This is a genomic window from Pontibaca salina (genome assembly GCF_016307205.1).
Classification (GTDB): Bacteria; Pseudomonadota; Alphaproteobacteria; order Rhodobacterales; family Rhodobacteraceae; genus Pontibaca; species Pontibaca salina.
In genome coordinates this window covers 249,181-273,008 of sequence record NZ_JAEIJD010000001.1, presented here as the reverse complement: position 1 = coordinate 273,008, position 23,828 = coordinate 249,181, and the positions used below count along the sequence as shown (strand labels likewise).

The following is a 23,828-nucleotide window of genomic DNA, read 5'->3' as shown; positions in this document are numbered from 1 at the left end:
GCCGGTATTCTGCCAGTCGTTTCGGCAGTGGAAAATCAGGCTTTGGCCATCGGCAGCACAAGGGTGGCAGACTCTCCGCCGCCGGTGCGTGGCTCAAGCGTCAAGCTGCCGCCAAGACGGCTGGCGGCGGTCGCGACGATGGCCAGACCCAGACCGCTGCCCTGCGCGCTGGCATTTGCTCCGCGATAAAAGCGATCCGTTGCGCGGGCACGGCTGCTTGCGGCGATGCCGGTGCCGCGATCCTGTACTCGCACGCGTATCATGTCGCCTTCGCGGTGTAGTGACAGGTTGACGGCACTGTATTCGGGTGCGGCCTGGATAGCGTTTTCCAGAAGATTGCGCAGCGCCACGCTCAGCAGTCCTGCATCTGCGATTGCCGGTTCGTCGCCGGTGGGCAGATCGACACAGATTTCGACCGATTTCGCTGCAGCGGTCCGTGCCAGATCGGAGGCGATTTCATGCAAGATGGAGGCGGCACTGACTGGCGGGTCGGCCTCGCTTACGGTCTCGGCGCGAGTCAGATCCAGCAATTGCCGTGCCAGACGGTCGGTGCGCGCCACGCTTGTCTGGATCTGGTCTAGCGCATGGCGGCGGGTGGCGTCGTCCCCGGCCATCGCGGCGATCTGCGCTTGTGTCTTCAGGCCAGCCAGCGGGGTCTTCAATTCATGTGCGGCGAAGGCGGTGAAATCCCGCTCGCGCGCGCGGGCAGCGGCGACCCTGTCAAACAACCCGTTCAACGCCGCACCAAACGGGCGCAATTCGCCGGGCAGAGGCGTTTCCAACGGGCGGAGATCGCTGGCATCGCGGGCGGCCAGCGCGCTTGCCATGCGGTTCAGCGGGGCCAGCCCGCGCCCGACGCTGATCCAGATCAACGCCGCCAGCGCCGGCAGGATCAGCAGCGCCGGTAGGATCAACCCCTTGATCACGTCCGATACCAGCCGGTCACGCACCGCAAGACTGTCGCCCACCATGATGCGCAACCCCAGATGTTCGTTCACAACCGTATACACGCGCCATTCGTTGCCATCGATCAGTGTATTGTCAAAACCGGCGACATTGCCCGCCAGCCGCTCTGCGGGGGCACCACCCGAGCGGCCGATAAGGGTGCCGTCCAAGCTCCAGATCTGGCAGGATAGGCGGTGGGAATAGGCCGATACACCGCTGGGCAATGGTGTGGAGGCAAGTTCGGCCGCATCGGAAATGTCGATGCGCCGGTCCGAGATCAGCGATGATACCATTTGCGCAGCCTCGGCCAGACGGGCATCGAGCACTTGGCGCAGTTCGGCGCGGGTGGAATATTGCGTCCACACCACCCCCGACAACCAGACGAGCCCGGTTGCCAACATCAGGATCAGAAACAGGCGCAGGCGGATTGAATTCATACCGTGTCCTCGGGGGCCAGACGATAGCCAACACCGCGCACGGTCTGGATGAACCGTGGGCCCAGTTTGGCGCGCAGGTTGTGAATATGCACTTCGAGCGCGTTGCTTTCGACGCCCTCTTGCCAGCCGTAAAGCCGATCCTCCAGCGCTGCGCGGTCAAGGATGGTGCCGGGACGTTCCATCAGGGCCGAGAGGATCGCGAACTCCCGACGTGAAAATTGCAGCGTTTTACCGTCGCGCCCGCCCTCCATGCGCGACAGATCCAGCGTCAAGCCATTCCAGCTTGGCTTTGGCTGCGTGCGCCCGTCCGAGCGGCGCGACAGCGCGCGTAGGCGGGCGGTGACCTCGTCCAGATCGAACGGTTTGCCCAGATAATCGTCAGCCCCTGCATCCAGCCCGGTGATCCGGTCGCGGACCTGATCCAAGGCGCTGAGCATCAGCACTGGCAGATCCACGCCTTGTTGACGCAGCGCCGCCAGCAGGTCGCATCCGGAACCATCAGGCAGCATCACGTCCAACACCATGGCGCCGAATTCGTCAGTTTCCAGCGCCGCGCGCGCATCGGCGCAGGTGGTGACCAGATCGGGCGTGAATCCGGCCAGCCGCAGGCCGACGCTCAGCCCGTCGCCCAGCGTTGCATCATCTTCGACGATCAGCACACGCATCCGTGATCCTTTCCTGATGCTGGATGGTCTTGTCTGGGCAAGACCTTAAGCCTGCCTTAAGTCTGCCGTTCGAGACGGTCCAAAGTGAAACCGGATCAATAGCCCCGGTCGTGTTCGTGCGCCAGTCGCCCGCAATGCAGATAAGGGCAGGAAGGAGAGCAGATAAATGAAGCTTATACATACTCGGCGTGGCTTTCTCACGCTTGCTGCTGCAGGCACAGCAGGATTGGCGATGCCCGCACTGGTGCGGGCGGAAACACCGCTTGAGGGCGTGCGCCGCAACGCATCCAGCTTCCGGATGCAAGACTGGCAGGATCATTTCGATGATCTGGGCAAGGCCACGCTGGTTTGTGACACGCAATCGCGCGCCGTGCATTTCTGGAGCGGGGACGGATCCGATTACCGGGTTTATCCGACCTCGGTGCCGATCAGCGAAGAATTGACCAAACGCGGATATACCAAGATCGTGCGCAAACGGGTTGGCCCCGACTGGACGCCGACCGCCAGCATGATCGAGCGCAACCCCGAGCTTAAGTACATGCCACCCGGTCCCGATAACCCGCTCGGCACCCATGCAATGTATTTCACTTGGCCTGCTTACTTGATGCATGGCACCCATGACGATCGCAAGATCGGGCGGCTGGCCTCGGATGGCTGCATCGGTCTCTATAATGAACAGATCGAGGAATTATACGCGATCACCCCGATTGGTGCACAAGTGCGGATCATATGATTGGTCGGCTGTCCCGTTTTTGGGGCAGCTTTTGCGCATCGCAAGGTTTGACCTCGGCCCGTTCCTCCCTGACAATGCCGCCCCACGCGCTGATGCGAATGCAAAGGAACAGGCATGAGATTTTTTGACAGCAAGGGCAGCGGTGGTTCCTGCGTCCGTGCAACGCTGGCCGTGATCGGCGCTCCGGTCGAGATTATCGAGATCGAAAATCAGGAGAGTGAAACCCAGAAGGACTGGTTTCTGGCCATCAACCCGCGCGGCGAGGTGCCCACGCTGGTTCTGGACGATGGCAGCGTGCTGACCGAAAGCGCCGCGACGCTGCTTTGTCTTGCCAATATGCATCCGGAGGCAGACATCGCGCCGGCCCTGTCCAGCTCGGCGCATTTCCAGATGATTCGCTGGCTAAATTTCGCCGCCGTGAATCTTTACGAGGGCTATTTGCGGCGCGATTTCCCCGAACATTACACCACCGGCGACCCCGAACCGGTGCGCGCCGCGACCCGGGATCATCTGGACCGGCATTGGGAGGTGATGAACGAAATCTCCAGCACCGGGCCTTGGTTCATGGGGCGGCAATTCTCGGTACTTGATATATATCTCTGGATGCTGGTGCAGTGGGAAGCCGACGATGAGCACATGCGCAAGCATTTTCCGCGCATCGCGAATATCGCGCAAAAGGTAAAGACGCTTCCGGCGATCAAGCCGGTGCATGAATATCATTTCGGCAGCTTAACCTGAGCCGACCCCGAAGGCGCGGTTGGTTTCACCGCGTCGCTTTGCGACTGTGCGGTGCAGAAAGGGCGGCGACCTCTTGGGTTTCGGCATCGACGCGCTCGCGCGGCCACCAATCCGGATGATGGGTGCGCACATAATCCAGTAGCCCTTCGCGCAGACGCATTGCCGTGGTCCAGCCGGTCGATGGGTCCGGCGACATCGCGAAGAACGAAACTTCCTGAGCGTGCGGCATATGTTCGGTGACATTGGCAGCGAGAGATTCATGATCGATCACGCCTTCATCCTGTTTGGCCAGCTCTAGGAAGACGTCTCGCAGCACCGCCACATCGGCGCGATGATCCAGAAACAAGGTGATCGTCTTCATCACCCGAGCATCCTTGACCGACCAGTTTTCGAAGGGCTGGGACACGAAATATTTGACCGGCACGATGATCCGGCGCTCGTCCCAGGTGCGCAGGCGCAGGAAGGTATAGAAGATGCTTTCGACATAGGCCCAGTGACCTTCAAACAGCACACTGTCGCCGATGCGCACCGGCTTGGCCAATGCGATTTGCAGCGATGCCATGATGTTGCCCAGCACCGCCTGACCGGCAATGCCCAACAGCACCGTCACCACCCCGGCCGAGGCCAGCAAGGTCATGCCGAGCGATTCAAACAGGTTGAGGCGCAGCAGGATCACGGTGATCGCCACCGCCACCATGACCAGTACCACAATTCGCCGCAATGCGTAGATCGAGGTGTAAAGCTCGCGTTCGTCCAGACTGCGGGTATCATCAATCTCGCCGATGACGCGCATGGTGACCCGATCCAGCACCGCATCGATGATTTTGAGCGCGGTCACGCCCAAGCCCGACACGATGACGATGATCAGGAAGGGGCGAATGATATTGGTGGCCGGGCCGGAAAAGGAGACCCCCAACTTCAGCAAAAACTGCGCGGCAATCGCCACCGTCACCAGCGCCAGCGGTATCCGCGCCCGCGCCGCAGCCTGACGCAGGATCGGGCGCTGGGCCTTGCCGCCCAGCCAGCGAATACCGCGATTGATCAGGAACCCCAGCGCCAACAGCAGACCCAACAGCAGCGGAAGCGCGATCCATTCCCAGATCCGCAGGCCACCCATATGGCGCTTCAGCGGCGCGGGGATATAGGATTCGAACGCGCGGGGGCCGAAGGCGGCGTAAAGGATGGGCACGTTCTCGACGGTCTGCGGGGTGAACAGCCAGACCGGATCGGCATCTCCAGATTTGTACCGGCCCAGCCGTATTTCATAGACCTGTCCGTCGAGATCGACCATCTTCAGCCCGATATCGCGGCGCGGTTGCCCGGCCATCGGATGGTTGGCGGCGCTGGTTTCCAGCATTGCATCGGGACGGGCCGACAGGTTTTTCCAGTCCAGCCAGAGCTGCCGCTCGATCACCAGCCCCAGTTGTCGCGCCAGATCGGGGCCGCGCTTGGCCTGCTCGGCACGCGGCAAATCGCTCAGATTCAGGAAATCGGCGGCGCTGTCATAGTCGCCGGCTCCGGTCAGCCGAACGAAATTGCGCACGGTTTCCCGCGGGGTGCGGCGATTGATCCCCTCGGCCCCTTCGCGCGGCCCGGTGGCGATGGTCTCGGCCTCGTACCAGGCGGAAGTCTGCCCTTCCTCCTGCGCCTGCGCGGACATCGGCAGAAAAACACACACCAGCGCCATCAGCAGGAGAGCGGGAAGCATCTTCATGCATTGGCAACGCCGCAAGCGGGCCAGCGGTTCCCCTCACGGGATTGAGCGGATCAGCCGCGTGCCTGTGCCACCGCCTGTTTCAGATCATTGCCGCTCATCGCGCCGGAATAAATCGTGGTGCCGATGATGAAGGCGGGTGTGCCCCGTATCCCCAGTTGCGCCGCCTGATTGCCGTTACGCGCCATCAATCCGTCCCATTTCCTGCGCTCGGCGCGATAGCCCTTGTCCAGTGCGTCAACATCCAGCCCGGCCTCGGTCAGCGTCTGCTCGATAGCTTTTTCGGTCAGCCGCCCCTGAGTGGCCATTAGCGCGTTGAGCGCATTCTCGTAAGCGCCGATTTCCGCTGCACCCAGCACCAATTGGCTGGCCCGGATCGAGGGCGCACCAAAGATCGGCCAGTCTTTCATCACCAGCCGGATATTACCATCGGCGGCTACTGTTTCGCTCAGGGCAGGGTGGTTGGATTTGCAATAGGGGCATTGGTAATCGAAGAACTCGACAATGGTCACGTCACCGTCGGGATTGCCCAAGACCGGGTTCGCCGGGTCAAACAGCACATCGTCAATCGTAAGTTCTTGCGCCGCGGGCGCACCGCCTGACAGCAGCAGAGCGCCTGTGCCAAGCGCACCGCCAGTTGCCAATCCTCCGACCAATAGGGTTCTGCGGTTCAATATGGACATCAATACTCTCCTTATTCCTGAGGGTTCGGGCTGATATCGGCGATTTTACGCAGGAGTGACGCGCGCGATATCTCGCCGGTATGTGTCGTGACAAGTTGGCCATCGGCAGCGAAAAACAGCGTGCTTGGCAAGCCGATCATGCCGAATTCTTGCATCAAGGCGTTTTGTGGGTCGCGCAGAATGCCATCCTGCGGCAGATTTGCTATGGCCAGAAACTGCGCAATGGTTGCCGGGTCTTCGCCCTGATTGGCGAAGATGATTTTTGTGTTGTCCTGCGCAGCGGCGATTTCCATCATCATCGGCATTTCGCGCCGACAGGGCGGACACCATGTCGCCCAGAGGTTCAAAACCACCGGTTCGCCGCTATCGTTGCTAAGCGAAACCTGTGTGCCTGTCATGTCCGCAAGGGTGATATCGGGAATCCGGCCGTCCAAACCATTGGGCAGTGCCAGATCGGTCAGTCCCGCCGCAGCGCTTGCCACAAGTGCGGATAGGGCAACGGGCAAGGCAGAAGGCGAACTTCGCAGAAAGGCGATTAACAGCACGGCGGCAGCGGTCAGGGCTCCGGCACGCAGGTGGAACCCCCCTTGCCAGACCGCGAAAGCATCCAGCGGTGCCGCGACGAAGGCATCAAGGTTGAGCGCTACAAATCCCAGCCGCGCACCGACGATCCAGCCCAGCAGCGTGGCCAGCGCCCAGCGGTGAATCGCCCGCGCGTCCGATTTGCGCCAACGGGCGAAGAGCTCGCTGGCCAGCAGGAATGCCATAATCGCGATGATGGCGATAAAGCGACCATTGGCAAAGACCAAAGGGCCGACCTGCACCGCGTTCATCGCAGAGTACCGGCTGCCGATATGACTCGCGCCGCCGAGGCATCGCCCACGATTCTAGTGCCGGGCGTCTCGCGGCGGTCGCGGTCAAGGAACACCATAGTCGGCGGGCCGACCGCATCCAGACGGTCCAGCAGTTTCTGCCCCGCCGCATCGAATGTCGAGAGGTCCGCGGCGATCAGCGTCATGCCGTCCAGCGCGGCCCGCACATCGGGATCCGGCCAGATCTTCCGGTCGAAGGTGCGACAGGTAACGCACCAATCGGCAGTCACATAGATCAGCGCGGGGTTGCCAGATGCTTTGCTCAGTGCCGCATCCAGCGCCGCATTGTCGCGCACCTCGGTGAACGTCAGTTGGTCTTGCGGCGTTTCAGGCCCGCCCCGTGCCAGCAATGGCGCCAGCGGGCGCAACGGATCGGTGCCGCCAAGCGCCGCGCCGAAAGCCATGATCGCCCCGGCCAGCAGCGCCAGAACACCGCCCGTTTTCAGCATCCGCCGCAGCGGTCCCGTCTCCGCCGGCAGCAGATCCATCGCCCCTGCGAAAATGCCGGCAGCCACCAGCAGCGCGGCCCAAAGCGCCAGAATCAGCGGCCCGTCCAGCAGACGCCCGGCCAGCCAGAGCGCCATGCCCAGAAAAACAAAACCGAAAACCCGCTTTACCCCATCCATCCACCCGCCCGCACGGGGCAGATAGCGCGCGCCAAACGTGCCCGCGATCAGCAGCGGAATACCTTGCCCAAGGCCAAGCGCAAACAGCGCCCCCGCGCCAAGCGCGAGATCGCCAGTCCGCGCGATGTAAAGCAAAGCGCCCGCCAGCGGTGCAGTGACACAGGGGCCGACGATCAATGCCGAGGTAAACCCAAGCGCCCAAGCGCCGGCCAATGTGCCGCGCCGCGCCGCGCCGACCGAAGACAGCCGGTTGGTCCAAGCCGTGGGCAGGCCGATTTCGAACAGCCCGAACATCGACAGCGCCAATAGCACGAAAATAGCCGCGACGGTCCAGATTGCTGCCGGCGATTGCAGCACCATCTGCAGGTTCTGCCCTGACCACGCTGCTGCGACGCCGAGCAGGCCGAAGGCCGCGGCCATTGCCAGAACATAGGCTCCCGACAACATCGCGCCGCGTCGTGCGTTCAGGGTCTCGCCCTGACTGGCCAGCAGTCCGGCAAGGATCGGCACCATCGGGAAGACGCAGGGCGTGAAGGCCAGAAGCAGACCGAAGCCGAGGAAACCCGCAAACACCAAGAGCGTCCCGCCGCGTGCTTGCAGCCCATCCAGGCCGCTTTGGTCCTGCGCCAATGTCAGAGATTGTGCCGGCTGTGCGGCGGTTTCCAGCGCGGCCAGCGTCTCGGTCACCGGGGGATAGCAAATGCCGCCATCCTGACAGCCCTGATAGGTGATCGTGATCGGGCCCGAAGCAGCGGGCAAAAACGCCTGCACCGAGTCGAAATATACCTCGACGGTGCCGAAGGTGGGATCGTCCTTAACCGTGCCGGGCGGGGTATCCAGATTCAGCTTTTCACCGTCGGCGGTTTCAGCGGCGAGATAGTCGCGATAGAGATAATACCCCTTGGCGATCCGCCATGTCAGCAGGCGCCGCCCATCCACGCTCTCGGTCACGTCAAGCTGCAACGCTTCGGCCACCGGCAGGGGCGCGGCGGGGCGGCTCCAGCTCGATTGCGCCAGCGCCGCGCCGGTCCAGAGCAGAGCAAAGAGCGCCACCAGAAACAGGCGCAAGAGCGGGGGCAGGGGGGAGGATGCGGATTGTGTCATGCGCGCGGCTTGCCGTCTGTGGCTTAAGCCAATCTTAAGCGGTGATCGCCGCAAGAGTTGCATTCACCGAAATTGAGTCGGAATATGGTTGCACGCCCCTCGTGGTGCGGCTGGCCATGCGGTCGGAAACAGCAAAAGGAGAAGAGAATGAGCGAAAGTTTCAACATGTCGATGCGCAAGTTCCTCAAACAGGTGGGCGTAACCTCGCAGCAGGCAATCGAGGAAGCAATGCGCGAAGCGGGTGACGTCGACGGCAAGGAATTCCCGGTCCGCGCGGTGGTCACGATTAAGGAACTGGATCTGGAGCATGAAGTAACCGGCACGATCAAAGGCTGATTCTGACCCGCAAATATGCCGGCTATCGGTCTGCCTGGTTGCCGGGCGCAAGAATGGCGACCCGTATTCGGCAGCATCACTGTCCCGACTGGATCGCCACCGCCAGACTACCGGCAGCATCGTTCCGGGCCGATAGCGGGTGCGTGATGCCGCCGATATCCATGTTCAGTCAGCCTTTATCAGCATTCGGGAAAAACAGTTTCTGCCCGTCCACCTCGAATGAAGCGATGGCATTCTGCGCTTCTTCGGAGAGCATCCAGTCAATGAATTTCTGACCTTGCTCGGCCTTCACGTTCGGATGCTTTTCGGGGTTCACCAGAATAATACCATATTGGTTGAATAATGTTGGGTCGCCCTCGACCAAAATATCATAATCACCTTTGTTGCCAAAGCTGATCCAGGTCGCGCGGTCGGTCAAGATATAGGCGTTCATGCCGGTTCCGGTATTCAGCGTTGCCCCCATCCCCGAGCCGGTTTCGCGATACCAGTCGCCCGAGGCGGCGGTGGCATCGACACCGGCCTCGTCCCAAAGGCGCAGCTCGGCCTTATGGGTGCCGCTGTCATCTCCGCGCGAGGCAAAGGTCGCTTGCGTCTCGGCGATCTTGCTCAGGGCGGCAACCGCATCGGACATCCCTGCGACCTTGGCGGGGTCGGATGCCGGGCCAACGATGACGAAGTCATTATACATCACATCGGCGCGGCTGACTCCTTGCCCGTCGGCCACGAACTTCTCTTCAGCGGGCTTGGCGTGGACCAGCAGAACATCGCCGTCACCGTTGCGGGCGTTCCGGATCGCCTGCCCAGTGCCCACAGCGACGACGCGGACTTCGATTCCGGTGTTGTCGGTGAACTTCGGCAAGATGTAGTCGAATAGACCCGAATTCTGTGTCGATGTGGTGGATTGGACAATGATAAAATCACTCTGCGCCGTTGCTGGCTCTCCAAGCCCTAAAGCCGTCAATGCGGCGGCGGCAACGCCGAAGAAACTGCGTCTGAACATAATAAACTCCTTGTGGTTCAGGTTTGGCTTGAGTGAGTTGGATCGAGATACAGTCGACCACCGAGCCAAGCCTGCGCGGCGGCCGAGCTTGGAGCGTCAAGAACCTGCGCGACCGGGCCGGTTTCCACGATCCGCCCGGCATCGAGAAATACCAGATCCTGCCCCATGCGGCGCGCCTGCCCGGCGTCATGAGTGACTAGCACGATGGTCACGCCATCATCATGTGCCTGATCGATGATCTGTTCGATGGCATGGGTCGAAGCCGGGTCGAGGCTGGCGGTCGGCTCATCAAGAAACAGCAGCCGTGGTGCGCAGGCCAGTGCCCGCGCCATCGCCAGCCGCTGCTGTTCGCCTCCCGACAGCACGCGGGCGGGTCGATTGACCAAGTGTTCAAGGCGCGCTGACGCGATTGCCTCGGCTTCGCGCGCGGCGCGTTCAGCACCGCGGATGCCGCGCGCGGACAAGGCAAAGCGCAGGTTGGCCGCGACCGAGCGGCGCATCATGACCGGGCGCTGGAATACCATCGCCTGTTCGTTGCGCGCCGCTGTGTCCAGCGGACGCTCGCACCATTCGACGTGCCCTTCGGTCGGCGGTATAAGGCCGTGCAATAGGCGCAATAGCAGGCTCTTGCCGGAGCCGTTCGCGCCCATGATGACGGTGCGGCTGCCTGCGCGAATTGTCAGATCAATGTCGCGGATCAGGCGCTGACTGCCCGCCGAAAAGCCGAGCCTCTGCGCGCCAAGAAGCGGAACTTCCTCGTCGTTCTGTACCTCTGGCATTGGCGCGGGATCATGCATAGGCTGCTCTCGTCGCCGAACCCCGGATCGCATAGACCAGCCCGTTCACCACCACGGCGATCACCAGCAGGACAAGGCCCAGCGCCAGCGCCAATTGCAGATTGCCCTTGGAAGTTTCAAGCGCAATGGTCGTGGTCATGACTCGGGTGACGTGGTTGATGTTGCCCCCCACAATGATCACCGCCCCGACCTCGGCTGCCGCGCGTCCAAACCCGGCCAGTGCCACCGTCAACAGGCTATAGCGCGCATCCCACAGCAGCGCCATGATCCGCCGCACCGGCCCGATGCCCATTGACGCGAACTGTTCAGCATATTCCTCATTCAGATCCTCGACCACTTGACGTGTCAGGGCAGCAACGATGGGGGTAACGAGAATGGTCTGGGCGATAACCATCGCCGTCGCCGTGTAAAGAAGGGCCAGCGGCCCCAGTGGCCCCGCAGCGGATAGCATCAGGTAGACGACCAACCCCACGACCACCGGCGGCAACCCCATCATGGTATTCATGGTCACAATCACCGCAGTGCGCAGCGGAAAGCGGAACGCACCAACCATCGCGCCCAACGGCAGGCCAATGAGACAGGCCAGCACTACCGCAGTCAGCGTCACCCGCAGCGACAGCAGAACAATGTCGATCACTGCCTGGTCACCCGACAGAATCAAGCCCAAAGCTTCCGCCAGGATCGCCGTGAAGCTCTCCATATCTGCCCTTCCGTTCGTTAGTTGACTGAAAATCTACTACATTGAATGGGATATTCCATCCCCGATTCGCCCCTTCCGGCACCACTGTCGGCTGGCTTTTCCGCCGGCGCTGGACATGCAAGGATAGGTGGCGAGCCATGACAGGTTGCCCAGCTACCAATGACAGAACGCCCAGAGATACAACAGCACCGATTGCGCGCGATCAGCGGAGAAATTTCCGGATCGTTTGGCGATCTGGGCACTTTTCTGCCCTATGTGGTCGCCATCGTCGGGGCGGGAGTGTTGATGCCCGCGCCGGTTTTCTTAGGCTTTGCCGCTGGCTATGCGATGGTGGCGCTAATCTATCGGGTGCCGATAGCGGTGCAGCCGATGAAGGCGCTGGGCGCCATGATCATTGCCGGAGGGCTGGGCGTATCGGAGATCGCATGGTCGGGCGCGGCCATCGGATTGGCGCTGCTGTTGTTTGCGTCGAATGCGCGGTTCGCGAACGCGGCGCGGGCAATTCCGCAATCGGTTATCACCGGGTTGCAAGCGGGGCTGGGGCTGATTCTGGGGTGGGTTGCGCTGGGACTGATGGCACAGCACTGGGGGCTTGCGGTCCCAGCGCTGGCGGTGCTGGCGCTGTCGCTGATTGCGCCGCGCGGGCCGTGGGTGCCAGTGGTGCTGATCGCGGCAGTGTTGCTGGGTCCGGCGCAGATCCCGGCATCGCAGGTGATCGTGGCGCAGGGCGGCAGCGCGCTTGGCTTCATCGTCTCGGGCATTGCCGCGCAATTGCCGCTGACCTTGCTGAATGCCGTGGTGGTGACAGCGGCTGTTGCCCGTGCGCTTTATCCCAACCATGCTGCGCGTGTCAGCGAGCGGCGTCTGGCGGCAACAACTGGCATACTGAACCTGATATTCGTGCCTTTAGGAGCCCTGCCGATGTGTCACGGGGCGGGGGGAGTCACAGCACATCACCGCTTTGGTGCCCGCGGGGCAGCAGCGCCGCTCCTGCTGGCGCTATTGTGTGGGGCCGGAGCCTTGGCCGGGCCGAAGGTCATGGATTGGCTGATGCGGATCCCGCTGCCGGTGGTGGGGGCGCTGCTGCTCTATGCCGCCGCCGATCTGGTGCTTAGTCGTCGCATGTTCGATGCGCGCCCCGATTGCCGTCCGGTGATCGGCTGCGCGGCAGTGGTCACCTTCTTTTTCGGTGCGTTCGCGGGTCTGATTGCGGGCCTTCTGGCCGAGACAATACGCGTTCATATCAAGCGCGGACGCCGGGCGGAAAGCGGGGATTGTTGATCCGACCAATATAGTCGAGCGAATTATCAAAACGTTCCAAATAATCCTTCATGGATTTACCGTCTTAACCGCCCATCCTTTTCGTGGAAGGATTCACAAGACCACATAAAGGACCAACCATGACCAAGCCAAGCTATTACGCGCCGACCGGGGGGCATCCCGACCAGCACACATTGCTGACCGACCGTGCCGTGTTCACCGATGCCTATGCGGTCATCCCCAAAGGCACGATGCGCGATATCGTGACCAGTTTGCTTCCGTTCTGGAATCAGACCCGTCTGTGGGTTCTTGCGCGTCCGCTGAGCGGTTTTGCCGAGACGTTCTCGCATTATATCATGGAGGTGCAGCCGGGCGGCGGCAGCGCTCAGCCTGAGACCGATGCGGACGCGCAGGGCGTACTGTTTGTGGTCGAGGGTGGTTTTACCCTGACGATTGATGGCAAAACCCATGCACTGGACGAAGGCGGCTATGCCTATTTGCCCGCCGGTGCCGATTGGACATTGAGCAATGACAGCGGCGCGGTGACCCGGTTCCATTGGGTGCGAAAAACCTATGAGGCAGTCAAAGGGCTGGATCGGCCTGAGCCGCTGGTGTTGAACGAACAGGACATTACACCCGTTGTGATGCCAGAAACCGACGGTAAATGGGCCACAACCCGGTTTGTCGACCCGGACGATCTGCGCCATGACATGCATGTGAATATCGTCACCTTCGAGCCCGGCGCGGTCATTCCGTTTCTGGAAACACATGTGATGGAACACGGCCTGTACGTGCTGGAAGGCAAGGCGGTCTATCGCTTGAACCAAGATTGGGTCGAGGTCGAGGCGGGCGATTACATGTGGTTACGCGCCTTTTGCCCGCAAGCCTGTTATGCCGGTGGGCCGGGGCGGTTTCGCTATTTGCTTTACAAGGACGTCAACCGCCACATGAAGCTGACGCCGGGCAGATGATCCGGATCGCACGCTCAGCCGGGGCGTGGGGAGAGCGGTGCGCCGATGGCCGCAGAAACCGCATCTGCGGCCTCAATCACCGCGTCAGCCAGTGTTGCAACCTCTTCGCTTAGCACACGGGTGATCGGGCCGGAGACCGAAAGCCCGGCAATGACTTCGTCATGGGCATTGCGGATTGGGGCGGCAATGCAACGCATCCCCATATTGCGCTCCTGATCATCGACCGAGTAGCCGCGCGCGCGAACCTTTTCCAAATCGGCGCGGAGGGCGTCGCGTTCCCAGAGGGTATGCGGAGTGAACTGTTCTAGGTTTGCCGAGAGAAAACGCTCCAGCAATTCGGGGCGCGCATGGGCCAGCAGCACCTTGCCAATTCCCGAGGCGTGTAGGGGCGACAGGGTGCCGGGGGCAAAGAACGCCCGGATCGGCGCGTGGGTTTCCACTTGCGAAAGAAACAGCACTGCGTCCTCGTTCTTGACGCCAAGATTCGCGGTCTCTCCGGTGCGCTCCATCAGGGCGCGCAGGATCGGGCGACTGCGATCAACCAAACTGGTGCGTCGCAAGAAAACCGAGCCGATCAGGAATGCGTTCGCTCCGATTTGCCAGGTCTGCGTTGATTCCTCGTGCTCGACGATATCGTGCAGGGCAAAGGTGGTCAGCACCCGATAAAGTGTTGCGGGCGACTCGTTCAGCGACTGGGCCAACTCGCTTAGAGAAGCGCTTTCGACCTGAGCCAACCGGGCCAAAACCACGAGTGCGCGATCCAGAGATTTGATCGTGTTCTGTTCAGTTCTTTGCGAAAAGGCGCGGGGTCTGCCACGCGGTCTGCGTTCGGGTTCATCAGGCGTGCTATGGCGTTCCATTGAATCTTCCCTTGGAGTGTTGAAATCGTGTTTCACCATATGAAAAACCTAACCGTTTGACAATGCACTACTTTTCCGAAATTCCAAAAAATGAAAAACAATTTCAAAAAAATTGCCCGGATTGGCGCGGGGCGCTAGTATATAAGGGAAACTGTCCGATGGAGATAACGATGAGCCTTCAGAATCCGGTATTCATTCCCGGCCCGACCAATATGCCCGAGGTGTTGCGCAAGGCGTGTGACATGCCCACGATCGACCACCGTTCGCCGCAGTTTGGTGCGATCCTGCACCCCTGTCTCGAAGGTGTCCGCGAGGTCCTGAAATCTGATTCTGCGCATATCTTCATCTTGCCCGCGACGGGCACCGGCGGTTGGGAAGCCGCGCTGACCAACACGCTATCGCCGGGCGACGGAGTCTTGGCCGCGCGCAACGGCATGTTTAGCCACCGCTGGATCGACATGTGCCAGCGCCATGGGCTGGATGTGCGGGTTGTCGAAACCCCTTGGGGTGCTGGGCTGCCTGCCGATAAATACGAAGAGATCCTGAAAAGCGACCGAGATCATAAGATCAAGGCCGTTCTGGTCACCCATAACGAAACCGCGACCGGCGTCAAATCCGACATCGCCGCCGTGCGCGCGGCGCTCGACGCCGCGAACCATCCGGCGCTGCTGTTCGTCGATGGCGTGAGTTCCATCGCGTCAATGGATTTCCGTTTCGATGAGTGGGGCGTGGATGCGGCCGTTACGGGCTCGCAAAAGGGGTTTATGCTGCCCGCTGGTCTTGCCATCATTGGTTTCAGCGACAAGGCAATGAAAGCCAGTCAGAGTGCTGCCCTGCCGCGCACCTTTTTGGATATTGGTGATATGGCGCAGGGCTATGCCAATAATGGTTATCCGTACACGCCGCCGTTTGGCCTGATGAATGGCTTGAAGCTGTCGCTCGACATGTTGCGAGACGAGGGGTTGGACAATGTGTTTGACCGTCACCACCGCATTGCCGAAGGTGTGCGCCGTGCCGCCGCTGCCTGGGGGCTGGAATTGTGCGCGCAGTCGCCCGATCTGTATTCCGATACGGTGACAGCCATCCGCACGCCCGAGGGGTTCAATGCCACCGATATCGTGACCCGCGCCGCCAACGAATACGGCATGGCCTTTGGGGTTGGCTTGGGCGAGGTTGCGGGCAAGGTGTTCCGCATCGGCCACCTGGGCAGCCTGACTGACGCGATGATGCTCTCGGGGTTGGGCGTGGCGGAAATGGTCATGGTCGATCTGGGACTGAATGTGAAATTGGGCTCGGGCGTCGCGGCAGCTCAGGAATATTACCGCCACGGCTCAAGCAAAGCAGAAAAGGCAGTAGCGTAATGACCGACAGGCCGATGTACATCCCTACCTTCGAAGACATGCTGGCAGCGCATGATCGTGTCCGGCCGCATATCCACCGCACGCCGGTGCTGACGTCCAGCCACCTGAACGCGCTGGCAGGGTGTGAAATGTTCTTCAAGTGTGAGAACTTGCAGAAGGCCGGTGCGTTCAAGGTGCGCGGCGCCTCGAATGCAGTGTTTGGGCTGTCGGACGAGCAGGCCAGCAAGGGGGTGGCGACCCATTCTTCCGGGAACCATGCGCTATCGCTGGCCTATGCGGCGGGGCAGCGGGGTATTCCCTGCAACGTGGTCATGCCGCACACGGCACCGCAAGCCAAGAAAGATGCAGTGCGTGGCTATGGCGGCATCATCACCGAATGCGAGCCCTCGACCACCTCGCGCGAGGCGGTATTCGCCGAGGTACAGGCGAAAACCGGCAGCGATTTTGTGCATCCCTATAATGATCCGCGCGTGATCGCGGGGCAGGGGACCTGTTCGCGCGAATTGCTGGAGCAGATGGAGGATTTTGGTGGTGCGCCCGATATCGTGATGGCCCCAATCGGTGGCGGCGGAATGATTTCGGGCACCTGTCTGACCCTTTCCAATCTTGCGCCGGAGGTGAAGATCATCGCCGCAGAGCCCGAACAGGCCGATGACGCGGCGCGCAGTTTCCGCGCCGGGTATATCATCGCTGATGATGCGCCCGAAACCGTGGCCGACGGGCTAAAGGTGCCGCTGAAAGACCTGACATGGCAGTTTGTCAGCAAACATGTTAGCGACATCCTGACCGCAAGCGAGCAGGAAATCATCGATGCGATGCTGCTGACTTGGAAGCGCATGAAGATCGTGATCGAACCCAGCAGCGCGGTGCCGCTGGCCACGATCTTGAAAAATCCCGACGTTTTCGCAGGCAAGCGCGTGGGCGTCATACTGACCGGCGGCAATGTCGATCTGATGCGGTTGCCGTGGATGGCGCAGTGAACTCTGAACCAATGGAGAAAGTTATGAAAGATCTAGATTATAGCGAGTTGGAAGTCGGTTTTGACGTTCCCGCCGTGCCCGGCATGGACGAGGCTGATATTCAGACGCCCTGCCTGATCCTCGATCTTGATGCGCTGGAGCGCAACATCAAGAAGATGGGCGATTACGCCAAGGCCCACGGAATGCGCCACCGCAGCCATGGCAAGATGCACAAATCCGTGGACGTGCAGAAATTGCAGGAAGAACTGGGCGGCGCTGTCGGCGTCTGCTGCCAGAAGGTCTCCGAGGCCGAAGTCTTCGTGCGCGGCGGCATCAAGGACGTTCTGGTGTCGAACCAAGTCCGTGATCCCGCCAAGATTGACCGTTTGGCACGGCTGCCCAAAATGGGCTCGATCATCACCGTTTGCGTGGATGATGTGACCAATGTGCCAGACCTTTCGGCCGCAGCGCAGAAACATGGCACGACAATCAATTGCTATGTCGAAATCGACTGCGGCGCCGGACGCTGCGGCGTGACGACCACATCTGCAGTTGTGGAAATTGCCAAGGCGATCGACGCGGCCGAAGGGCTGAAGTTCACCGGGTTGCAGGCCTATCAGGGCGCGATGCAGCACATGGACAGCTATGAGGACCGCAAAGCCAAGCTGGATGCCGCTATCGCGCAGGTCACGGACGCGATTGAAGGGCTGAAAGCTGAAGGGCTGGAGCCGCAATTCGTCTCGGGCGGCGGCACCGGAAGCTATTACTTCGAAAGCAATTCGGGCGTCTACAATGAATTGCAGTGCGGCTCCTATGCCTTCATGGATGCGGATTATGGCCGTATTCACGATGCAGAGGGCAACCGGATCGATCAGGGTGAGTGGGAAAATGCGTTGTTCATCCTCACATCGGTGATGAGCCACGCCAAGCCACAATTGGCCATCGTGGATGCGGGTCTGAAAGCGCAGTCGGTCGATAGCGGATTGCCGTTCATCTATGGTCGCGACGATGTCAAATACATCAAGTGTTCCGATGAGCATGGCAATGTTGAAGACAAAGACGGCGTGCTGAAGATCAACGAAAAGCTGCGCCTCGTGCCTGGTCATTGCGACCCGACTTGTAACGTCCACGACTATTATGTCGGCGTGCGCGGCGGCAAGGTTGAAACCCTGTGGCCGGTTTCGGCGCGCGGCAAGGTGTTTTGATCTCGATAAAAACGGGGCGTGCGGCAACGCACGCTCCGGCGAATATAAAGAAAGGGTAATCGTAGATGATTATCGTACCCGAAAAAGAAATTGCAAATCTGATGACGCGAGACGCGGCCTTTACAGCGGTCGAAGAGGTCTTTGCGTCAATGGCGGCGCGCAGTGCCTATAACTTCCCCGTGGTGCGGGAGGCAATCGGTCACGCCGATGCGCTTTACGGGTTCAAGTCCGGCTTTGACCGGGCAGCGCTGAACCTTGGCCTTAAGTCGGGCGGATATTGGCCCGGAAACGCGGCAAAGGGGCTGACGAACCACCAGTCCACCATTTTCCTGTTCGATGCGGATACCGGGCAATGCCGCGCGGTGGTTGGAGGAAACCTGCTGACTGCGCTGCGTACGGCGGCGGCTTCGGCGGTGTCGGTTGCGCATCTGGCACGTGAAGATTCCCGTGTGTTGGGCATCGTGGGGGCAGGCCATCAGGCGGCTTACCAATTGCGCGCGGTGGCCGAGCAGCGCCCGTTCGAGCGGATCGTGGCCTGGAACCGCACCGCGGATAAGGTTGAGCCGCTGCGCGCTGTGGCGGATGAAATGGGGCTGGCGTTTGAGTCGGTTACACTGGACGAATTGGGCGCGGTCAGCGATGTGATCGTGACCATTACATCCAGCTTCGATCCGATCCTCAGCGCAGCGCAGGTAAAGCCGGGAACCCATGTGGCCTGTATGGGCACCGATACCAAAGGCAAGCAAGAGGTCGAGAGCGCGCTGATCGGCCAAGCGACGGTGTTCACCGACGAAGTCGCGCAATCGATATCGATTGGCGAATGCCAGCATGCGATCGGTGACCAGACGATCCGGGCCGAGGACATCACCGAGCTCGGTGCGGTCATCAACGCCAAGCACGTGGGGCGCAGCTCGGACGATGAGATTACGCTGTTCGACGGCACCGGCGTTGGGCTGCAGGATCTGGCGGTCGCGGCGGCTGTCGTGGATCTGGCGGTCGAGCAAGGCGTCGCCACCGAGGTGGAAATCTGATGCGGGCCGCGACCTAGTTGCGGCCATCCATATAGCCCGCCGGCGCGGCAGAATATCTGCCAGTATCCATGGCGGAAAAAGAAACGGCCAGGCGTTCGCTGCCCTTGGCCGTTTCTCGACAATCTCTTTCGTGCGATTTTAGCGTTCGATGATCCAAGGTGTCTCGAACCAGTGTTCTTCGAGATTGGTCCCGTCTCCGATCCGGTCAATCACCGCGAATAGGCCGGGGCCGTTCAGCGGGCATAAAACACCGTGCCAGACATTGCGGTGCAGGTTCACACCCTGACCGGGCTGCGCCAGAAACGCCAGAGGCGTGCCCGGAGCGCCGTTTTGGTCAGGCGCAACGACCACAAGAAACGGGTTGCGCTGCATCGGCACAAAGGCTTGGCTGCCCTCGGGGTGTCGTTCCATCATATCGAGGGTGAAGGGCAGCGCGCGTTCTTGGGCATCAAACAGGCTGATCCCGGCGCGCCCGTCGCCAAAATCGAGTTTTGCGAGATCGTGATGGCGTCCGCAAAGTCCCTGATTGATCAGCTTGTCAGGGGCGTCCTCGGCTGCAAGCACATCGCCATATGGGGCGAAGGCGGTGGCGGTCAGCGGAGCGGTATGAAGTATATGGGTCATGGCAATAGATCCTTCAGGCGGTGCAGGGCGATGCGTTCGACCTGACGGCAGGCTTCGGTAAATTCGGTGTCGCGGTCGTTGTCGATGCGGCGGCGAAACGCATCTAAGATGCTGGCCTTGTCATGATCGCGCACCGCGATGATGAAGGGAAAGCCGTGTTTCGCCATGTAGCGCTCGTTCAGATCGGTGAAGCTCGCGCGTTCTTGATCGGTCAGGGCGTCCAAACCCGCCACCGCCTGTTCTGAGGTGCTTTCGGCGGTCAGGCGCTTGGCCTGCGCCAGCTTGCCGGCAAGGTCCGGATGGGCGGTCAGCACGGCAAGGCGACGGTCCTCCGGGGCGGCGCGGAACACACGGCACAGCGCGTTGTGCAACCCGATGGCGGTATCGTGCGCAGCGCCAAGTTCTAACACGTGCGCTGCTTCGGCAACCCAGGGGGAGTGTTCAAAGATGCTGCCATATCGCTCAACGAACTCAGCCAGCTCGATCCGGCTGGGCCGCTCGCGGCGTTGGTGCGGGTGGACCTTGGCCCAGTGGTCGGCGATCTGCTCGCGGGTGGCAAACCAGACGTCATCATGGCTTTGTGCGAATTCCAGAAACTCGCGCAATGCCTCAATCCGTCCCGGTCGCCCGATCAGACGGCAATGCAAGCCGATCGACATCATCTTGGGCGCGCCTTCCAGCCCCTCGCGGTAAAGCGCGGTAAAGCTGGCCTTGAGATAGTCGAGGAACTGATCACCCGCGTTGAACCCTTGGGGCGTGGCAAAGCGCATGTCGTTGACGTCCAGCGTATAGGGCACGATCAGTTGATCATGGTCACCGATTTCGACCCAATAGGGCAGATCATCAGCATAGCTGTCGGCAACATAGGCAAATTGCCCGGTCTCGGCCGCCAGCCGCACCGTATTGGCGGAACAGCGGCCCGTATACCAGCCGCGCGGCGGCCGGCCGGTGACCTCGCTATGCAGGCGGATCGCCTTGGCCATGTCGGCGGCTTCCACTTTGGGATCGGTATCCTTGTATTCGATCCATTTCAGGCCGTGGCTGGCGATTTCCCAACCGGCCTGCTGCATCGCTTCCACCTGCGACGGGGACCGCGCCAGTGCCGTGGCGACGCCATAGACGGTAATAGGGATGTCCTTGAGTAAGCGATGCAATCGCCAGAATCCGGCCCGCGCGCCATATTCATAGATTGATTCCATGTTCCAGTGCCGCTGCCCCGGCCACGGTGCCGCGCCGACGATCTCTGATAGAAACGCCTCTGAGGCATAATCGCCATGCAGCGTGTTGTTCTCGCCGCCCTCTTCATAATTGACGACGATCTGCACCGCGATCTTTGCGCCACCCGGCCATTTCGGATCGGGTGGGGTTTCGCCATATCCGTGCATGTCGCGGGGATACCGGTTCATTTGCGTTCTCCTTGTCCTAGCGTCATGATAAAGCAGAAATTAACGTCTGATTATCAATAAAAACCCAATACATTGTCATGAAATGCGGGCTTCTGTTTTCCATAATGTCGTCGCATCCTGACACATCAACAACCAAAAGGGGTGCAATATGGGCGGGTCTCTGACGACACATGTGTTGGACACGGCACGGGGCTGCCCCGCCGAGGGGCTGCAAATTGAGTTGTTTCGCATTGACGGCGACAAACGCGTCGCGCTGCGCACATTGGTGACCAATGCCGACGGACGCACCGATCAGCATATCCTACCGGAAAGCGAGTTTCAGATCGGCGTTTACGAGTTGGTGTTTCACTGCGGCGATTATCTGGATCGCTTCGGGGTCAGCGCCGACAGCCCCCGGTTCCTTGATCTTGTGCCGTTGCGTTTTGGCATGTCCGAAGCGGCGCATTACCATGTGCCGCTCCTGCTGTCGCCATTTGGCTATTCCACCTATCGCGGCAGTTAAGCCGACCTGTCAGCCGATCTGCGTGTCGGCCAACGCGTCGGCCATGCGGTTTATCATGAACTCCATGAACAGCCGCGCCTTAGGGTCTTGAAATCGGCGATGCGTATAAAGCACCGCCATCTGCACCGGCAGGGGCGGCGTTTCCTCAACCACATGCACCAGCGCGCCCGAGCGCAGATGGTCGGCAATTTCAAAAACTGGTTTCATCGCGATCCCGACACCATTCAACGCCCAGTCGGTCAGTACATCGCCGTCGTCGCTTTCAAGGCGACCACGGACGTCGAACTTGCGCGGGCCATCTTCGGTTTCCAGCTCCCATTGAAACTCGCTCGCGCCGGGAAAGCGCAGGTTTAGGCAATTGTGCTGCCCGCGCTCGATCTCGCTCGCGCGTCTGGGGTGGCCATGGGCCGCAATATAGGCGGGGCTGGCGCAAAGAATGCGGCGGCATTCCGAAATCTTGCGGATGCGCAGGTTGGAATCCGTCGGGCGGCCCAGGAAAAACGCGATATCCAGCCCCTCGGCGGTCAGGTCCAGCTTGCGGTCACTGAGTCGCAGCCGGACGTCCACCAGCGGATAGGCTTGGGCAAAGTCTGGCATATGCGGCGCGATCAGGCGCCGCCCGACCCCCAAAGGCGCCGCGATATGTAATGTTCCGCGCGGGTTTTCGGTGACCTCACCGACTCTGGCCTCGGCTTCCGCGACCGCTTCGAGCACGCGGGCTGCGCCATCGTAAAAGATCCGCCCCTGTTCGGTTGGGGTCAGGCTGCGCGTGGTGCGCTGGAACAGCCGGACGTCGAGATAAGTCTCAAGCTGGGCGATGCGGGCCGATGCAACCGCTGGCGATATGCGCTGGTCGCGCGCCGCTGCCGACATGCTGCCCAGTTCGTAGATGCGCACAAATGTTCGGATATTATTGAAATAGGACATTGTCCGGCTTTTTTTGACGCTCTTTGCTGAGTGTCAAATATAGTATGATAACGTCGTATTGGATAGTCTCAGACGAAAGCGCGGGGGGATAGCTGATGTATGATCTGGCAATCATGTGGGATTGGCTGGCCTTCGCGGTGCGCTGGCTGCACGTTATCACCGCCATCGCGTGGATCGGGTCCTCGTTCTATTTCGTTGCGCTGGATCTGGGCCTGAAGAAGGCGCCGCATCTGCCGGTCGGAGCTCATGGCGAAGAGTGGCAGGTGCATGGCGGTGGGTTCTATCACATCCAGAAATATCTGGTGGCGCCAGAAAACCTGCCCGTGCATCTGGTGTGGTTCAAATGGGAAAGCTATTCGACATGGCTTTCGGGGGCCGCGCTGCTGATGATTGTCTATTGGGCAGGGGCCGAGCTGTTCCTGATCGATCCCTCCAAGGCAGATCTGGCAGTCTGGCAGGCCATCGCAATTTCCGCCGGCTCGCTGACACTCGGCTGGATCTGCTATGATTTCCTGTGTAAATCGCCATTGGGCGAGCGACCCACAATGCTGATGCTGTTGCTGTTCATCGTCCTTGTGGCGATGTCATGGAGCTATAATCAGGTCTTTACTGGGCGCGCCGCATTGTTGCATCTGGGCGCCTTCACCGCGTCGATCATGACAGCCAACGTGTTCTTCATCATCATGCCAAACCAGCGCATCGTGGTGCAAGACTTGCAGGCAGGTCGCACCCCCGATCCGAAATACGGCAAGATCGCCAAGCTGCGCAGCACGCATAACAACTATCTCACGTTGCCGGTGGTGTTTCTGATGCTGTCTAACCACTATCCGCTCGCCTTTGCGACGGAATATAATTGGATCATTGCCGCGCTGATATTCCTGACCGGGGTGACGATCCGGCATTATTTCAACACCTTGCATGCCACCGGCAAGGGGCCGTCATGGACGTGGGCGGCCACGGCGATTTTGTTCATCATCATCGCCTGGCTTTCGACCGCCTCCACATGGGACGGGGAGCATGACAGAGTCGAGATGCAGCAACTGACGCCCTATGAACAGCGTTACGCAAGCGCCGAAGGCTTTGACGAGGTCCATGATATCGTTCTGGGCCGCTGTTCGATGTGTCATGCCCGCGACCCATTTTGGGACGGCATTCGCTGGGCACCAAAAGCGGTGTATCTGGAAACTGCCGCCGATATTGCGCGCGAGGCCCGGCAGATCTATCTTCAGGCCGGAATAAGTCGCGCGATGCCACCGGCCAACCTCACCCATATCGAAGCTGATGAGCGCGCGACCATCATCCGATGGTTTCGCGCCGCCAATGTGGGCAGGGTCGCCCATCTGAGCCCCTGACACTTGCGCAAGGGCCAAGT

At 60.7% G+C, this 23,828-nt stretch carries 24 protein-coding genes; 11 read left to right on the top strand and 13 right to left on the bottom strand.

Going from position 1 to position 23,828, the window contains the following annotated elements; all coding sequences use genetic code 11:
- Positions 1–35: 35 nt before the first annotated feature.
- Together JAO82_RS01440 and JAO82_RS01435 are read right to left on the bottom strand one after the other, a co-directional pair.
- A complete protein-coding gene (locus JAO82_RS01440; RefSeq protein ID WP_198684549.1) occupies positions 36–1,382 on the bottom strand; it encodes an ATP-binding protein in 1,347 nt (448 codons plus the stop codon).
- On the bottom strand, positions 1,379–2,047 hold the full coding sequence (locus JAO82_RS01435; protein WP_198684548.1) for a response regulator: 669 nt from the start codon (positions 2,045–2,047) through the stop codon (positions 1,379–1,381). Before JAO82_RS01435 ends, JAO82_RS01440 begins: the two co-directional genes overlap by 4 nt.
- Positions 2,048–2,213: 166 nt before the next feature.
- Between JAO82_RS01435 and JAO82_RS01430 the strand changes: the two genes are divergently transcribed.
- The gene (locus JAO82_RS01430; protein WP_198684547.1) at positions 2,214–2,780 is read left to right on the top strand and encodes a L,D-transpeptidase; all 567 of its coding nucleotides are present in this window, start codon (positions 2,214–2,216) and stop codon (positions 2,778–2,780) included.
- Positions 2,781–2,894: 114 nt separating this feature from the next.
- Positions 2,895–3,518, top strand: coding sequence for a glutathione S-transferase family protein (locus JAO82_RS01425; protein WP_198684546.1), 624 nt, complete (start codon positions 2,895–2,897; stop codon positions 3,516–3,518).
- Between the two features lie 25 nt (positions 3,519–3,543).
- Here JAO82_RS01425 and JAO82_RS14450 read toward each other — a convergent pair whose 3' ends face one another.
- The 4 genes from JAO82_RS14450 to dsbD all read right to left on the bottom strand — a co-directional run bounded on the left by JAO82_RS14450 (position 3,544) and on the right by dsbD (position 8,517).
- On the bottom strand, positions 3,544–4,047 hold the full coding sequence (locus JAO82_RS14450) for a mechanosensitive ion channel domain-containing protein (protein WP_408635487.1): 504 nt from the start codon (positions 4,045–4,047) through the stop codon (positions 3,544–3,546).
- Between the two features lie 1,238 nt (positions 4,048–5,285).
- On the bottom strand, positions 5,286–5,915 hold the full coding sequence (locus tag JAO82_RS01415) for a DsbA family protein (RefSeq protein WP_198684544.1): 630 nt from the start codon (positions 5,913–5,915) through the stop codon (positions 5,286–5,288).
- An 11-nt stretch (positions 5,916–5,926) separates the two neighbouring features.
- Positions 5,927–6,748, bottom strand: coding sequence for a TlpA disulfide reductase family protein (locus JAO82_RS01410; protein WP_198684543.1), 822 nt, complete (start codon positions 6,746–6,748; stop codon positions 5,927–5,929).
- A complete protein-coding gene (dsbD, locus tag JAO82_RS01405; RefSeq protein ID WP_198684542.1) occupies positions 6,745–8,517 on the bottom strand; it encodes a protein-disulfide reductase DsbD in 1,773 nt (590 codons plus the stop codon). Before dsbD ends, JAO82_RS01410 begins: the two co-directional genes overlap by 4 nt.
- Positions 8,518–8,664: 147 nt before the next feature.
- On the opposite strand from dsbD, the gene JAO82_RS01400 reads away from it, so the two are divergent.
- Positions 8,665–8,853 carry a DUF6494 family protein gene (locus tag JAO82_RS01400; protein ID WP_198684541.1) on the top strand — a complete coding sequence of 63 codons (189 nt, stop codon included), beginning with the start codon at positions 8,665–8,667 and terminating at the stop codon, positions 8,851–8,853.
- Between the two features lie 169 nt (positions 8,854–9,022).
- Here JAO82_RS01400 and JAO82_RS01395 read toward each other — a convergent pair whose 3' ends face one another.
- The 3 genes from JAO82_RS01395 to JAO82_RS01385 are packed head-to-tail and all read right to left on the bottom strand — an operon-like array spanning position 9,023 to position 11,350.
- Positions 9,023–9,853, bottom strand: coding sequence for an extracellular solute-binding protein (locus JAO82_RS01395; protein WP_198684540.1), 831 nt, complete (start codon positions 9,851–9,853; stop codon positions 9,023–9,025).
- A gap of 17 nt (positions 9,854–9,870) precedes the next feature.
- Entirely contained in the window at positions 9,871–10,632 is a 762-nt protein-coding gene (locus JAO82_RS01390; RefSeq protein WP_198684539.1) for an ATP-binding cassette domain-containing protein, read from the bottom strand.
- Between the two features lie 10 nt (positions 10,633–10,642).
- Positions 10,643–11,350, bottom strand: coding sequence for an ABC transporter permease (locus tag JAO82_RS01385; RefSeq protein WP_198684538.1), 708 nt, complete (start codon positions 11,348–11,350; stop codon positions 10,643–10,645).
- A 159-nt stretch (positions 11,351–11,509) separates the two neighbouring features.
- On the opposite strand from JAO82_RS01385, the gene JAO82_RS01380 reads away from it, so the two are divergent.
- Together JAO82_RS01380 and JAO82_RS01375 are read left to right on the top strand one after the other, a co-directional pair.
- Complete coding sequence (locus tag JAO82_RS01380) at positions 11,510–12,631, top strand: molybdate transporter family protein (protein WP_198684537.1); 1,122 nt, start codon at positions 11,510–11,512, stop codon at positions 12,629–12,631.
- 119 nt (positions 12,632–12,750) lie between these two features.
- Positions 12,751–13,581, top strand: coding sequence for a bifunctional allantoicase/(S)-ureidoglycine aminohydrolase (locus JAO82_RS01375; RefSeq protein ID WP_198684536.1), 831 nt, complete (start codon positions 12,751–12,753; stop codon positions 13,579–13,581).
- A gap of 14 nt (positions 13,582–13,595) precedes the next feature.
- Here the strand turns inward: JAO82_RS01375 and bhcR are convergent, their stop codons facing one another.
- The gene (bhcR, locus tag JAO82_RS01370) at positions 13,596–14,441 is read right to left on the bottom strand and encodes an HTH-type transcriptional regulator BhcR (RefSeq protein ID WP_198684535.1); all 846 of its coding nucleotides are present in this window, start codon (positions 14,439–14,441) and stop codon (positions 13,596–13,598) included.
- A gap of 170 nt (positions 14,442–14,611) precedes the next feature.
- On the opposite strand from bhcR, the gene bhcA reads away from it, so the two are divergent.
- The 4 genes from bhcA (at position 14,612) to bhcD (ending at position 18,997) form a co-directional block, all read left to right on the top strand.
- Positions 14,612–15,802 (top strand): L-aspartate--glyoxylate aminotransferase BhcA, encoded by a 1,191-nt coding sequence (gene bhcA / locus JAO82_RS01365; protein ID WP_198684534.1) that lies wholly within the window; start codon positions 14,612–14,614, stop codon positions 15,800–15,802.
- Positions 15,802–16,782: a beta-hydroxyaspartate dehydratase BhcB gene (gene bhcB, locus JAO82_RS01360; RefSeq protein ID WP_198684533.1), complete on the top strand. Its 981-nt coding sequence runs from the start codon at positions 15,802–15,804 to the stop codon at positions 16,780–16,782. The genes bhcA and bhcB overlap by 1 nt, the downstream gene beginning before the upstream one ends.
- Positions 16,783–16,805: 23 nt before the next feature.
- Positions 16,806–17,966 (top strand): 3-hydroxy-D-aspartate aldolase BhcC, encoded by a 1,161-nt coding sequence (gene bhcC / locus JAO82_RS01355; protein ID WP_198684532.1) that lies wholly within the window; start codon positions 16,806–16,808, stop codon positions 17,964–17,966.
- 65 nt (positions 17,967–18,031) lie between these two features.
- On the top strand, positions 18,032–18,997 hold the full coding sequence (gene bhcD / locus JAO82_RS01350) for an iminosuccinate reductase BhcD (protein ID WP_198684531.1): 966 nt from the start codon (positions 18,032–18,034) through the stop codon (positions 18,995–18,997).
- Positions 18,998–19,135: 138 nt separating this feature from the next.
- Here bhcD and JAO82_RS01345 read toward each other — a convergent pair whose 3' ends face one another.
- Together JAO82_RS01345 and puuE are read right to left on the bottom strand one after the other, a co-directional pair.
- Positions 19,136–19,621 carry an ureidoglycolate lyase gene (locus JAO82_RS01345; protein ID WP_198684530.1) on the bottom strand — a complete coding sequence of 162 codons (486 nt, stop codon included), beginning with the start codon at positions 19,619–19,621 and terminating at the stop codon, positions 19,136–19,138.
- Complete coding sequence (gene puuE / locus JAO82_RS01340; protein ID WP_198684529.1) at positions 19,618–21,027, bottom strand: allantoinase PuuE; 1,410 nt, start codon at positions 21,025–21,027, stop codon at positions 19,618–19,620. Before puuE ends, JAO82_RS01345 begins: the two co-directional genes overlap by 4 nt.
- A 148-nt stretch (positions 21,028–21,175) precedes the next feature.
- On the opposite strand from puuE, the gene uraH reads away from it, so the two are divergent.
- The gene (gene uraH, locus JAO82_RS01335; protein ID WP_198684528.1) at positions 21,176–21,529 is read left to right on the top strand and encodes a hydroxyisourate hydrolase; all 354 of its coding nucleotides are present in this window, start codon (positions 21,176–21,178) and stop codon (positions 21,527–21,529) included.
- 9 nt (positions 21,530–21,538) lie between these two features.
- Here the strand turns inward: uraH and JAO82_RS01330 are convergent, their stop codons facing one another.
- The gene (locus JAO82_RS01330) at positions 21,539–22,456 is read right to left on the bottom strand and encodes a LysR family transcriptional regulator (protein ID WP_198684527.1); all 918 of its coding nucleotides are present in this window, start codon (positions 22,454–22,456) and stop codon (positions 21,539–21,541) included.
- A gap of 95 nt (positions 22,457–22,551) precedes the next feature.
- Here JAO82_RS01330 and JAO82_RS01325 point away from each other — a divergent pair, with 95 nt between their 5' ends.
- Positions 22,552–23,808 carry a urate hydroxylase PuuD gene (locus JAO82_RS01325; protein ID WP_198684526.1) on the top strand — a complete coding sequence of 419 codons (1,257 nt, stop codon included), beginning with the start codon at positions 22,552–22,554 and terminating at the stop codon, positions 23,806–23,808.
- The last annotated feature ends 20 nt before the right edge of the window (positions 23,809–23,828 follow it).